The sequence below is a fragment of the Enterobacter sp. BIGb0383 genome (assembly GCF_003751845.1).
GTDB lineage: Bacteria > Pseudomonadota > Gammaproteobacteria > Enterobacterales > Enterobacteriaceae > BIGb0383.
In genome coordinates this window covers 17935-31374 of record NZ_RJKQ01000003.1, presented here as the reverse complement: position 1 = coordinate 31374, position 13440 = coordinate 17935, and the positions used below count along the sequence as shown (strand labels likewise).

Annotated in this window: 13 protein-coding genes; 6 read left to right on the top strand and 7 right to left on the bottom strand. The window is 57.0% G+C overall.

What is annotated here, in order from left to right:
* Nucleotides 1-54: 54 nt before the first annotated feature.
* The 6 genes from rng to csrD all read right to left on the bottom strand — a co-directional run bounded on the left by rng (nucleotide 55) and on the right by csrD (nucleotide 6978).
* A complete protein-coding gene (gene rng / locus EDF81_RS15735) occupies nucleotides 55-1524 on the bottom strand; it encodes a ribonuclease G (protein WP_123349104.1) in 1470 nt (489 codons plus the stop codon).
* Entirely contained in the window at nucleotides 1514-2107 is a 594-nt protein-coding gene (locus EDF81_RS15730; RefSeq protein ID WP_123349103.1) for a nucleoside triphosphate pyrophosphatase, read from the bottom strand. Before EDF81_RS15730 ends, rng begins: the two co-directional genes overlap by 11 nt.
* Before the next feature lie 8 nt (nucleotides 2108-2115).
* On the bottom strand, nucleotides 2116-2604 hold the full coding sequence (gene mreD, locus EDF81_RS15725) for a rod shape-determining protein MreD (protein WP_123349102.1): 489 nt from the start codon (nucleotides 2602-2604) through the stop codon (nucleotides 2116-2118).
* On the bottom strand, nucleotides 2604-3620 hold the full coding sequence (mreC, locus tag EDF81_RS15720; RefSeq protein ID WP_123349101.1) for a rod shape-determining protein MreC: 1017 nt from the start codon (nucleotides 3618-3620) through the stop codon (nucleotides 2604-2606). The genes mreD and mreC overlap by 1 nt, the downstream gene beginning before the upstream one ends.
* 65 nt (nucleotides 3621-3685) lie before the next feature.
* A complete protein-coding gene (mreB, locus tag EDF81_RS15715) occupies nucleotides 3686-4729 on the bottom strand; it encodes a rod shape-determining protein MreB (protein ID WP_123349100.1) in 1044 nt (347 codons plus the stop codon).
* Nucleotides 4730-5037: 308 nt separating this feature from the next.
* The gene (gene csrD / locus EDF81_RS15710) at nucleotides 5038-6978 is read right to left on the bottom strand and encodes an RNase E specificity factor CsrD (protein ID WP_123349099.1); all 1941 of its coding nucleotides are present in this window, start codon (nucleotides 6976-6978) and stop codon (nucleotides 5038-5040) included.
* 219 nt (nucleotides 6979-7197) lie between these two features.
* On the opposite strand from csrD, the gene EDF81_RS15705 reads away from it, so the two are divergent.
* From EDF81_RS15705 to accC, 6 genes are all read left to right on the top strand, one after another.
* Entirely contained in the window at nucleotides 7198-8172 is a 975-nt protein-coding gene (locus tag EDF81_RS15705) for an MDR family oxidoreductase (RefSeq protein WP_123349098.1), read from the top strand.
* 78 nt (nucleotides 8173-8250) lie between these two features.
* On the top strand, nucleotides 8251-9255 hold the full coding sequence (msrP, locus tag EDF81_RS15700; protein WP_404851506.1) for a protein-methionine-sulfoxide reductase catalytic subunit MsrP: 1005 nt from the start codon (nucleotides 8251-8253) through the stop codon (nucleotides 9253-9255).
* Complete coding sequence (gene msrQ, locus EDF81_RS15695) at nucleotides 9256-9855, top strand: protein-methionine-sulfoxide reductase heme-binding subunit MsrQ (protein WP_123349097.1); 600 nt, start codon at nucleotides 9256-9258, stop codon at nucleotides 9853-9855.
* A gap of 234 nt (nucleotides 9856-10089) precedes the next feature.
* Nucleotides 10090-10542, top strand: a complete 453-nt coding sequence (gene aroQ, locus EDF81_RS15690) for a type II 3-dehydroquinate dehydratase (protein ID WP_123349096.1) — start codon at nucleotides 10090-10092, stop codon at nucleotides 10540-10542.
* Between the two features lie 22 nt (nucleotides 10543-10564).
* Nucleotides 10565-11035 (top strand): acetyl-CoA carboxylase biotin carboxyl carrier protein, encoded by a 471-nt coding sequence (gene accB, locus EDF81_RS15685; RefSeq protein WP_123349095.1) that lies wholly within the window; start codon nucleotides 10565-10567, stop codon nucleotides 11033-11035.
* A gap of 10 nt (nucleotides 11036-11045) precedes the next feature.
* On the top strand, nucleotides 11046-12395 hold the full coding sequence (accC, locus tag EDF81_RS15680) for an acetyl-CoA carboxylase biotin carboxylase subunit (RefSeq protein ID WP_123349094.1): 1350 nt from the start codon (nucleotides 11046-11048) through the stop codon (nucleotides 12393-12395).
* 81 nt (nucleotides 12396-12476) lie between these two features.
* On the opposite strand, the gene EDF81_RS15675 is transcribed toward accC, so the two are convergent.
* Nucleotides 12477-13439 (bottom strand): sugar kinase, encoded by a 963-nt coding sequence (locus EDF81_RS15675; protein ID WP_123349093.1) that lies wholly within the window; start codon nucleotides 13437-13439, stop codon nucleotides 12477-12479.
* Between the last annotated feature and the right edge of the window lies 1 nt (nucleotide 13440).

Below are 13440 nucleotides of genomic sequence, written 5' to 3'. Positions count from 1 at the left end.
CTCTCCTTGTTAGCCTGCTGACAGGCTGAGTCTGTGTTGCCACTGAACGTGCGATTACATCATCACCACGTCGAACTGCTCCTGATTATAGAGCGGCTCAATCTGGACCTTGACCTGTTTGCCAACGAAGATTTCAACCTCGGCCAGCGCGTGCGACTCTTCCCCTTTCAGGGTTTCAGCCACCGCAGGTGAGGCGTAGACCAGGAAGCGATCGGAGTCGTAAGCATGATGCACGCGAACAATTTCACGCATGATTTCGTAGCAGACGGTTTCCACCGTTTTGACCGTTCCGCGGCCATGGCAGGTCGGGCATTCATTGCACAGGACATGCTCAACGCTTTCGCGGGTGCGCTTGCGGGTCATCTCGACCAGCCCAAGCTGCGAGAAGCCGTTGATGCCGGTTTTGACCCGATCCTTATTCAGCGCCTGCTCAAGAGAGTGCAGCACCCGACGACGGTGATCTTCATTATTCATATCGATAAAATCGATGATGATAATCCCGCCCAGGTTACGCAGCCTCAGCTGACGGGCAATCGCCTGGGTGGCTTCAATATTGGTATTAAAGATGGTGTCATCAAGATTGCGGTGGCCGACAAAGGCCCCGGTATTGATGTCGACGGTGGTCATCGCTTCGGTCTGATCGATAATCAGATAGCCGCCGGACTTCAGCTCAACCTTGCGCTCCAGCGCACGCTGGATCTCATTTTCCACGTCGAAAAGATCGAAGATCGGCTGGCGGCCAATATAGTGCTCCAGCTTGCTGGTCATCTCCGGGATATACTCGCCGGTAAACTCCAGCAGCGCTTCATAGGTCAGACGGGAGTCAACGCGAATGCGGTCCAGCTGCGCATCGGCGAAGTCGCGCAGTACGCGCTGGGCCAGCGCCAGCTCGCCGTACATTTGATAGCGGGTTTGCGGGCGTTTTTTACGCTCCATCACTTTGGTCCAGACGCGCTTCAGATAGGCCGCATCCGACGCCAGGTCTTCTTCGCACACGCCCTCTGCGGCGGTACGGATAATAAACCCGCCCTGCTCATCGCAGTATTCGGCGACCACCTGCTTAAGGCGTTCACGTTCGGTTTCGCTTTCAATACGCTGGGATACCCCAACGTGCGACGCCCCCGGCATAAAGACCAGGTAGCGAGAAGGCAGGGTAATGTCTGTGGTCAGACGCGCACCTTTGGTGCCCAGCGGATCTTTTACCACCTGCACCATGAGGTCCTGCCCCTGGCGCACCAGCTCGGAAATATCACGGACGGTAAACTGCTTTTGCTCTTCGCCCGCCACGCATTCGGTATGCGGCATAATATCGGAGGCGTGCAGGAAGGCGGCTTTATCGAGACCAATATCTACAAAAGCCGCCTGCATCCCCGGCAGTACACGACTGACACGACCTTTGTAGATATTGCCGACTATTCCGCGTCGCGCTTCGCGCTCAATATGAATTTCCTGCAGAATGCCGCCGTCAATATACGCCACCCGGGTTTCGGAAGGCGTGACGTTAACCAGTAGTTCAGCTGTCATCTGTATCCCTTTTCTCACGCAGTGCGTTGAAATTGCTCAGCAACTCATACGTTTCCACCAGCGGTAAGCCCACAACGGCGTGATAGCTGCCGTTAATCTTCCTGACAAAACAGCCACCCAGCCCCTGAATACCGTATGCGCCCGCTTTATCCATCGGTTCGCCGCTGGCAACGTAGGTCGCGATATCCTGTTCTGAGAGCACTCTGAATGTCACTTCCGTCATCACCAGGCAATCGAGCACCTGCTGGCGATCGGCAAGGGCAACGGCGGTCATCACCTGATGCGTCTGGCCGGAAAGCTGACGCAGCATTGCGGCCGCATGGGCAGCATCGCGCGGCTTTTCCAGCACTTCACCGTTGCGAATAACGATAGTGTCGGCACCGAGCACCGGGAGATCCCGCGCTGCCAGCGCCACGCCGGCCCGGGCTTTGTCCCGCGCCAGTCGCATCACATAGTCCTGGGCGCTTTCCTGCGCGTGGCGGATTTCTTCCACGCCCGGAACAATACGTTCGAAGGTAATGCCAAGCTGCGTCAGAAGTTCCTGACGGCGCGGAGAGCCCGAAGCAAGATAGATAGTCGTCATAGTACCCTTTATTGCACCGCGAACTGCTGGCGTACCTTACGCATCAGCAGGAAAACCCACGGCCAGAGTACGCCGTTCACTACACTACCCCAGAACACTTCCGGGCGGAAAGAGACGCTAGTCACTAAAAACTCCGCCCAGAAAACAATGAGTTCCGCCGCCAGTGAAATCACCATCACCATCAGCGCCTGTTGCCAGAGGGCCAGATTGCGGAAGAGCTGATACTTCAGCGCCACCAGGTAGGCAGCAATGCTGAAAGATAAGGCGCGAACGCCTAACGTTGAGCCGCTGATCAGATCCAGTATGGCACCCATCACAAAACCCGTACCAACATTTACGCGGTGCGGCAGGGCCAGGGACCAGTACAGCAGGATCAGCAGAACCCAGTTTGGCCGGTAGACAAGGATGTCATCCGGCCAGGGCATAATTTGCAGCAATAGTGCAATAAAGAACGAGAGCCAGATCACCCAGCGTCCCTGGCTACGATACGTTGACACTATTGCCCTCCCGGCGCGAGCTGTGGAGGAGGAACGACATCGGACGGCGGCGGCGTCAGGCCGGTCGCGGGCGCAGGAACAGGCGCGGGTGGCCCCATCGCGTCCGGTGACGGCAGCACCTGAGGCATCATTTGCGTCAGACGCTCGTTGGCCACGCGATGTACCTCTTCAGGCGGCATCGGGTTGGTGCCGTTGGTATCGGCACCCCACAGCAGCAGCAGATAGCGCAGGCGCTGCAGACCGGCGGTCGGACGAGCCTGAATAACGGTATAAGCGCGCTGGGTATCGAGCGTCACGGAAGACACCACCCCGACCGGATACCCTTCCGGGAAGCGTCCGCCAAGACCGGAGGTCACCAGCACGTCGCCGACGCGGATATCGGTATTCGCCGGCAGATGTTCCAGCTGCAGATCGTCAGTACAGCCGTTACCGGCCGCAATCACGCGGATATCGTTACGCAGAACCTGGATGGGCAGCGCATGGGTCGCATCGCAAATCAGCAGCACGCGACTGGTCATTTTCGCGACCGCGATAACCTGACCGACGACGCCTTTGTCGCTGATGACCGGCTGACCTTCATAGACACCGTTAACGCTGCCTTTGTCGATCACCACCTGATCGCTGTAAGGATCGTTGCTGGTGGAGAGCACCTGGGTCACCATTTTTTGCTCGTCCTGACGCAGCGGAGAACCCAGCAGTTCACGCAGGCGGGCGTTTTCCTGGCGATATTGACCCAGCATCAGCAGCTCGCTGTTCTTAAACAGCAGCTCCTGGCGCAGCGCACGGTTTTCGAGCTCAAGCTGATCTCGCGAGGCCAGCGTTTGCGAAACGCTATCCAGTAATTCACGCGGACCGTTGGAAATAAAGTAGAAAGGGCTGACGGCAGTGTCCATGTACGTTCGGATCTGGCTGAACGTACCGAGGCGACTGTCGGCAACAATGACGCCGAGCGCCACCAGCACCGCCAGAATAAGGCGAATCTGCAGCGACGGGCCACGGCTAAAAATGGGCTTCATAGGCTATGCGTACTCTTGGGCCAGACGATAAAGGGCAGCCTCTGGCCGCCCTTTATCACAGCTGGCTACTCTTCGCTGAACAAGTCGCCGCCGTGCATGTCGATCATTTCCAGCGCCTTGCCGCCGCCACGGGCGACGCAGGTCAGTGGATCTTCTGCAACTACGACAGGAATACCTGTCTCTTCCATTAACAGGCGGTCGAGGTTACGCAGCAGCGCACCACCACCGGTCAGAACCATACCGCGCTCGGAGATATCGGATGCCAGCTCCGGCGGACACTGTTCCAGGGCAACCATCACCGCGCTTACGATGCCGGTCAACGGCTCCTGCAGGGCTTCGAGGATTTCGTTGGAGTTCAGGTTAAAGCCGCGTGGAACACCTTCAGCCAGGTTACGCCCGCGCACTTCGATTTCGCGCACTTCGTCGCCCGGATAGGCAGAGCCGATTTCATGCTTGATACGCTCAGCGGTCGCTTCACCGATCAGTGAACCGTAGTTACGGCGCACATAATTAATGATGGCTTCGTCGAAGCGGTCGCCGCCGATACGCACGGAAGAGGAGTAAACCACGCCGTTCAGGGAGATCACGGCGACTTCGGTGGTACCGCCACCGATATCGACCACCATGGAACCGGTCGCTTCGGATACCGGCAGGCCAGCACCAATCGCGGCAGCCATCGGCTCTTCGATCAGGAAGACTTCACGTGCGCCTGCGCCCTGCGCAGATTCACGGATGGCGCGGCGTTCAACCTGGGTCGCACCGACCGGGACGCAGACCAGAACACGCGGGCTTGGGCGCATAAAGCTGTTGCTGTGCACCTGCTTGATAAAGTGCTGCAGCATTTTTTCGGTCACGAAGAAGTCGGCGATAACGCCGTCTTTCATCGGACGGATAGCCGCGATGTTACCAGGCGTACGGCCCAGCATCTGCTTCGCTTCATGACCGACGGCAGCCACGCTTTTCGGTGAACCAGCACGATCCTGGCGAATGGCCACAACGGAAGGCTCATTCAGTACGATGCCTTGTCCTTTTACATAGATAAGGGTATTCGCGGTACCCAGGTCAATGGACAGGTCATTGGAAAACATGCCACGAAATTTTTTCAACATACTAAGGGATAATCCTGAAAGCTGGGGCGGAAAACAAAATCCGCTTACTTTACCAACCACACGCAGCAGCGACAAGGCGCAAAAATCATCTGCAACGGTGAAAATTAGTGCAGTTTATGTCCTTTGTTACACTTCACCGTCGGCTCCCTGATGGCGGCAGACAACGATGACATATCTCACTCGGATTTGTAACCTGTCAAAGGTCAGAAACTGGCTTGTTTTACTGCAACGCGCTGGCGGGCAGACAAGCACGCCCCCAGAAGCCACAGCGCGAGTTATTCTACGTGAAAACAGAATAAACGGCAGGCTTAAACCGAGTATCTTTGTGAATATTTTTTCACGTTTGTATCAATTGGTTGTGAAGAGGCAAAAAAATCCCCCTGTCCACCCGTCAGGCCACACTCGGTGAGCGTCTGCCACTCGTTTCGGGTGCGAACGCCGGTGGCAAAAACGACCGTCGGCGTTCCTTTACAGGCCTCCACCAGACTCTGTGCCAGCAGCTGGTTTTCGGGCCGCTCTTCAATATTGCGTACCAGGCCCGGATGCAGCTTGATCAGCTCGACTTCCAGCTGCTTAATCCAGCTGGTGCTGACCATGGTTAATCCGGCCTGGGTGACCGCCACGCGTGTTCCCAGCGCGTTCATTAAACGAACCACCGGATGTAACCGACTGATATGTTGACAAACATCAGCCTCCGCAAGTTCAAAAATAATCCTCTGCCGATGCGATTTTTCACACTGCATCAGGGTATCGCGCAGCCAGCGCTGGAAACGCGGACGGATCAGAGACTCCACCGTGACCTGCAGCGCGAGGGTTTCTTCCGGCCAGAAGGTTAAGAAAGGCAGCAGACGGGTGATCTGCAGGCGGTCATACTCTTCCGCCAGGCCAAACTGCAGCACCATCGGCATATATTCAGCGGAAAGCACTTCCTCATTGCCGTCAAAGAAGCGACACATCAGCTCCCGGTGATGGACGTGGCCATCGAGCGTTACCGCCGGTTTTTGGTACAGACGCGGGCCGCCCCGACTGAGCATCTGTTCGACCAGCGTTCTCCAGCGGACGTTACCGCGCCCTTTTTCCGGCAGCGCGCTGTCATACACCGCCCAGTTGTTGGCTCCCTGCAGCACGGCATTACGCGTTGCCGCCTCCGCATGCTCGATCACCTGCTCCAGCGGCTGGCCGCTGCGCCAGGCGCAGATGCCAATGTGCATCATATCGGCGGGATCCAGCATTTTGGTCGGCGGCAACGCATCCACGGATTTCAGGAGCTGTCCGGCAATGCTGTCGGCTTCTTTCAGGGTTCGGTGGGGCAACAGGACGGTGAAATCACTGCGATGATAGCGGGCCAGCAGCGCGCCGGGATAGCGCATCGTGAAGGTCGACAGGAGGTTGATCAGCATAAACAGGTAATCCTGCGCGGCGGTACGTCCTCCGCTATCGCTCAGCAGATCAAAATCGGGCAGGCGGATCATCATCACGATGCCATAGGCCCCAACTTTTTCCTGGTCTTCCAGCAGCGTGGCCAGTTGGTTATCAAAGAAGACGCGATTGCTGAGCCCGGTGCGGGTATCGAGCGCCGCGTGGGAGCGGATCAGCGTATCGATGCGGCTGCGCTGATCGCTGGCAAACTGAATTTCAGAGAGGAGCATGTCGAGCGCGCTACTGGTACTCGTCGGCCATTCATAAACCGAACCGCGAACCTGGTGCCCGCGCTCGCCGTTAAGAATACGCACCGCACGCCTTTCCAGCAGTTCCTGGCCGGAGAGCTGCTGACGCACCCAGCGCACGGCCAGAAAGGTCGCCAGCACCATCAATATGATGGCCAGACTGAGCGGCACGCTGGGAATAAACCCGCGAACATCGCCGACAATCGGGTCGCGGTACTGTAGCCAGACCGCCATACCCGGATATTTCACCGAGGAAACCGTCAGCTCACGGTATTTGCTCATGCTGCCCGAGGGGCGATAAGCCCCCAGACGCTCATGGCTGAAGAGGGTTTCGTTGCCCAGCCTGACCCGGATCCGCACGATATCCAGCGGCACCATCAGTTCATCAAGCTGCGGCGCAAGGCCGTTAAATGGGGTGGTAATCAGATGGGTGTCGATAAAGGTCGCCACCGCCTGAACGCGATTTTCGACTCTATATTGAATGGCGTGATAAAAACTCAGCGAACAGCCGATCAGCGTGACCACAATCGTCAGGCCGATAACCAGGCTGATAAATGCTGAGAATTTCGTCGTTAATCGCATCCCTGTGTTAACTCCGTCGGTGTAAAGCGGCCAAAATCAGCCCTGACGCGTCAGGGCGCGGCGAGTAAAAAAAACGCATCCGCTTATCAAATGAACTGCGCATACTACCAAACCTGGCTTATCTGGCAATTTATTGCGTTAATCGGGCATCGCAGTTTTCTAAGCGAGTATAGTCTTGATGAATTAATTGCCCAACATCTATCAAATAGAGGAAAAATTATGCAGGCCTTAATTCTGGAACAGCAGGATGGAAAAACGCACGCATCCGTACAGCCGCTCACGGATAGCCAGCTTCCGGCAGGCAACGTCACCGTCGACATCCAGTGGTCCAGCCTCAATTATAAAGATGCTCTGGCCATCACCGGCACGGGCAAGATCATTCGCAACTTCCCGATGGTGCCGGGCATTGATTTCGCCGGAACGGTTCACACCAGCGAAGATCCGCGCTTCCATGTCGGCCAGCAGGTGCTTCTCACCGGCTGGGGCGTGGGTGAAAATCACTGGGGCGGTCTGGCGCAGCGCGCACGCGTCAACGGCGACTGGCTGGTGCCGATGCCGGAAGGCATGGACGGCCGCAAGGCGATGATTATCGGCACGGCGGGCTTTACCGCAATGCTCTGCGTGATGGCGCTGGAAGACGCGGGCATTCGTCCGACGGACGGCGAAGTCGTGGTCACCGGCGCAAGCGGCGGCGTGGGCAGTACGGCTGTCGCCCTGCTGCATAAACTGGGCTACCAGGTGGCTGCCGTTTCCGGCCGTGAAAGCACCCATGCGTATCTGAAAGAGCTTGGCGCACAGCGCATTCTCGCCCGCGACGAGTTCGCCGAAACCCGCCCGCTGGAGAAACAGATCTGGGCCGGTGCCATCGATACGGTTGGCGATAAAGTGCTGGCGAAAGTTCTGGCGCAGATGAACTACGGCGGCTGCGTGGCGGCCTGCGGCCTGGCGGGTGGCTTTGCGCTGCCGACCACGGTAATGCCGTTTATTCTGCGTAATGTCCGCCTGCAGGGCGTTGACTCCGTGATGGCACCAGCAGAGCGTCGCCTCGCGGCCTGGCAGCGTCTGGTGCAGGATCTGCCGGAATCCTTCTATCAGCAGAGCGCCACCGAAATCACCCTCGACCAGGCTCCGGCCGTGGCGCAGGCGATTATCAATAACAACGTGCAGGGTCGTACGCTGGTGAAGGTTGCCTGACCTTTAATTTTAGTAACACTCTGCGACTCGCTATAACGCCAACTCTCCGCCATGCTTAGTAAAACGCTGGCGGAGAGTATGATGAAACCCACGAAACTGACGGAAGCCGACGTCACGGCAGAATCCGTTTTTATGCTGCAACGACGCCAGGTGCTGAAGGCCTTAGGCATCAGCGCGGCCACCCTCTCCCTTTCCCCCGTCGCGCAGGCCGATCTGCTGGGCTGGTTCAAAGGCAACGATCGCCCCGCCGCGCCCGCCGGTAAACCGCTGGATTTCTCCCGCCCCGCCGAATGGCAAAACAGCCTGACGCTGACGCCGGAAGAGAAAGTCACCGGCTACAACAATTTTTATGAGTTCGGCCTGGATAAAGCCGATCCGGCCGCCAATGCGGGCAGCCTGGTCACCGATCCCTGGACGTTGACCATCGACGGCGAAGTCGCCAAACCTCTGACCCTGGATCACCAGGCGCTGACCACCCGTTTTCCGCTGGAGGAGCGTATCTACCGTATGCGCTGCGTAGAAGCCTGGTCGATGGTCGTTCCCTGGACGGGATTCCCGCTGCACAAGCTGCTGGCGCTGGTCGAACCCACCAGCAACGCACGCTATGTTGCCTTTAAAACCCTCTACGCGCCCGAGCAGATGCCCGGCCAGAAAGATCGCTTTATCGGCGGCGGTCTGGCCTACCCCTACGTCGAAGGGCTGCGTCTTGATGAAGCCATGCATCCGCTGACGATGCTGACCGTTGGCGTCTACGGTAAAGCCCTGCCGCCGCAAAACGGCGCGCCCGTGCGCCTGACGGTCCCCTGGAAATACGGTTTTAAAGGGATTAAATCCATCGTCAGTATTAGCCTGACCCGCGAGCGCCCGCCCTCCACCTGGAACCTGTCCGCGCCCGATGAGTACGGTTTTTATGCCAACGTCAATCCGCATGTCGATCACCCTCGCTGGTCCCAGGCCACCGAGCGGGTCATCGGTCCTGGCGGAGTGCTGGACGTAAAACGCCAGCCGACGCTGTTGTTTAATGGCTATGCAGATCAGGTCGCCTCCCTGTATCGCGGGCTGGATCTGCGGGAGAGTTTTTAAGTGCGCTTAACGGCAAAACAGATAACCTGGCTGAAGGTCGCTCTGCACCTGGCCGGTTTTTTACCCTTTATCTGGCTCTTCTGGGCGGTGAATAACGGCGGTTTCAGCGCCGACCCGGCGAAGGATATTCAGCATTTTACCGGTCGGATGGCGCTAAAATTTTTACTGGCCACCTTGCTGGTTTCGCCGCTTGCACGCTACGCTAAACAGCCTTTGCTGATCCGCACGCGTCGACTGCTCGGGCTGTGGTGCTTTGCCTGGGCGACGCTGCACCTGACCAGCTACGCCCTGCTTGAGCTGGGCGTGGACAATCTTTCTCTGCTGGGTCGGGAGCTGCTCACGCGGCCCTGGCTGACGCTTGGGATCGCCTGCTGGGGCATTTTGCTGGCGCTGACGCTGACATCGACCCGCTACGCGCAGCAAAAATTGGGCAGAAACTGGCAGCGATTGCACAATTTCGTCTATCTTGCAGCGATCCTCGCACCGGTTCACTACCTGTGGTCAGTAAAAATTTTATCGCCGCAGCCGCTCATATACGCCGCGATCGCCGTCGTTCTTCTGGCATGCCGCTACCGGACCTTTCGCCAGTGGTGGCGCTAGCTGAGCAGAGTGTGCAGCCTCCCACAAATTGCTTATCACAAACGGTTCTTTACACGATTACGATTGATAATCTTCTCTGATAAGACCAGTATTTAGCTGCCAAATGCTACGAAATCGTTATAATGTGCGACCTTGGTTTTCCCGACGGGGTTTTTAAGGCCCTGAAAAGGTGACAATCGCGCATCGAAGGTATATTTTGTTTTTTACCCGAGAATCGCAGGAGATAGCAGCATCATGGCCGATAAGTTTCACATTTTGCTTTTGAACGGACCGAACCTGAATATGCTCGGTACCCGCGAGCCAGAGAAGTACGGCACCCTGACGTTAACGGAGATTGTTAACCGTTTGCAGCAGGAAGCCGGGGCGCTGAATGTGACGCTTGACCATATGCAGTCTAACGCGGAGCACGTACTCATCGACCGTATTCATCAGGCTAAAGAGACCGTGGACTATATCCTGATTAATCCGGCCGCGTTTACGCACACCAGCGTGGCTATCCGCGATGCACTGCTGGCAGTGGACATCCCGTTTATCGAGATCCACCTGTCCAACGTGCATGCGCGCGAGCCGTTCCGCCATCACTCGTATCTGTCAGATGTCGCCGCTGGCGTCATTTGCGGTCTGGGGGCGGACGGTTATTCATACGCGTTACAGACGGCGGTACAACGCCTGTCACAATCACACTAAACAAAGAGTACGGAACCCACCCATGGATATTCGTAAGATTAAAAAACTGATCGAGCTGGTTGAAGAATCAGGCATCTCCGAACTGGAAATTTCTGAAGGCGAAGAGTCTGTTCGCATTAGCCGTTCAGCGCCAAATGCTGGCTTCCCATTGATGCAGCAGGCTTATGCTGCGCCGATGATGCAGCAGCCTGCCCTGTCTAACGCCGTTGCACCTGCTGTGACCCCGGCAATGGAAGCGCCTGCTGCAGCTGAAATCAGTGGCCATATCGTGCGTTCCCCGATGGTGGGTACTTTCTACCGCACCCCGAGCCCGGACGCGAAAGCGTTTATCGAAATCGGCCAGAAAGTTAACGTGGGTGACACCCTGTGCATCGTTGAAGCGATGAAAATGATGAACCAGATCGAAGCCGATAAGTCAGGCGTGGTGAAAGCCATTCTGGTTGAAAGTGGCCAGCCGGTTGAATTTGACGAGCCGCTGGTTGTCATCGAATAACGAGGCGAACATGCTGGATAAAATTGTCATCGCCAACCGCGGCGAGATTGCACTGCGTATTCTTCGTGCCTGTAAAGAACTGGGCATCAAGACTGTCGCCGTGCACTCCAGCGCGGACCGCGATCTGAAACACGTTCTGTTGGCGGATGAAACGGTCTGTATTGGCCCGGCTCCGTCCGTTAAAAGCTACCTGAATATTCCGGCGATTATCAGCGCGGCTGAAATCACCGGCGCAGTAGCTATCCACCCGGGATACGGCTTCCTCTCTGAGAACGCCAACTTCGCCGAGCAGGTGGAGCAATCCGGTTTTATCTTTATCGGACCGAAAGCCGACACCATTCGCCTGATGGGCGACAAAGTGTCTGCAATCACCGCGATGAAGAAAGCCGGCGTGCCGACCGTACCTGGCTCTGACGGCCCGCTGGGCGACGACATGGACGTTAACCGCGCCCATGCCAAACGCATCGGCTACCCGGTGATTATCAAAGCCTCCGGCGGCGGCGGCGGTCGCGGTATGCGCGTTGTGCGTAAAGATGCCGACCTGGCCCAGTCCATTGCCATGACCCGTGCGGAAGCCAAAGCGGCTTTCAACAACGACATGGTTTACATGGAGAAGTACCTGGAAAACCCACGCCACATCGAAATTCAGGTGATGGCTGACGGTCAGGGCAATGCTGTCTATCTGGCGGAACGCGACTGCTCCATGCAGCGTCGCCACCAGAAAGTGGTCGAAGAGGCACCGGCACCGGGTATTACTCCGGAACTGCGTCGCTATATCGGCGAGCGTTGCTCGAAGGCGTGCGTGGATATCGGCTATCGCGGCGCAGGTACCTTTGAGTTCCTGTTCGAAAACGGCGAGTTCTACTTTATCGAGATGAACACCCGTATTCAGGTAGAGCATCCGGTTACCGAGATGATCACCGGCGTTGACCTGATCAAAGAGCAGCTGCGCGTTGCTGCCGGTCAGCCGCTGTCCATCAAGCAGGAAGAAGTGATGGTGAAAGGCCATGCGGTCGAGTGCCGTATTAACGCCGAAGACCCGAACACCTTCCTGCCGAGCCCGGGTAAGATCACCCGTTTCCACGCGCCGGGCGGTTTTGGCGTGCGCTGGGAATCGCATATCTACGCAGGCTATACGGTGCCGCCGTACTACGACTCCATGATCGGCAAGCTGATCTGCTACGGTGAAACCCGCGATGTGGCGATTTCCCGTATGAAGAATGCGCTGCAGGAGTTGATTATCGATGGGATCAAAACCAACATCGATCTGCAGATGCGTATCATGACCGATGAAAACTTCCAGCACGGTGGAACCAATATCCACTACCTGGAGAAAAAACTCGGACTGCAGGAAAAATAATGGCCAGGGCCGACACGCTGTCGGCCCACGCCTTTATGCCGATAAACGCCGGGCTTTCTTTTGAAGGCCCGGCGTTTTGTTTTATCGCACCGTTTCCTCGATCTCCGTCGTATGCCGACAGATAAAATCGCGTAGCTCCTCCAGTCGGGAAGTGCCCTCCATAGGACCTCGCCGCGTGACGGCCAGCGCGCCGCAGGCATTGGCGTATTCCAGCGCCTGGCGTGCATCAAACCCCAGCTGGCGACAGGCGATATACGCGCCGCCAAAACAGTCCCCGGCCCCGGTAGGATCGACTTCCTGTACCGGATAGCTTTCGACGTGAAATTGCTCTTGCGCAGAGTAAAAGCTCGCGCCTTTACTGCCGCGCTTCACGATAACCTCTTTCACACCTTCGCCAAGAAAACCGCTAATCGCCCGCTCCGCCGTGGCGTGCGGCGACAGCAGCAGCACTTCGCCTTCGCTGGGCATATAAATATCCGTCAGCTCCAGCACAAAGTGCAGCGCATCGCGCATTTCGGGAATATCCAGCATCTCTTTGCGAATATTCGGATCGAAAGAGATCATGCCGCCATTCGCTTTGACCATCGTTACCGCTTTTTTGACCGCATCCACCATATGAAATGAAAATAACGATGAGCCCATAATATGAAAGTGCGTACAGTCTTTTAGCAGGTCGGCATCCACATGCTGAGCGGATAATTTACCGCAGGCGGCATTCTTGATATTGAAAATAAAATCCCGGTCGCCGGTTTGCTGATAGGTGACAAAGGCGCTGCCGGTGGCTTCCAGCGGCAGGACGGAGATCCCCCGGATATCGACGCCGTCGGCGGCCAGGCGGTGGATGTTAATATCCCCAAAGCCATCATTTCCGACGCAGCTGATGATGCCGCAGGGCACCCCGAGGCGCGTCACCTGATCGATAAAAATAGCGGGCGCACCGCTGGGATACGGCCCCTTCCACACGCCCGGTTGATCAAACGGCTGCCCCATTTTGTTCGCCATGATTTCAACCAGAATTTCGCCAATCGTGAAGACTTTAGCCATT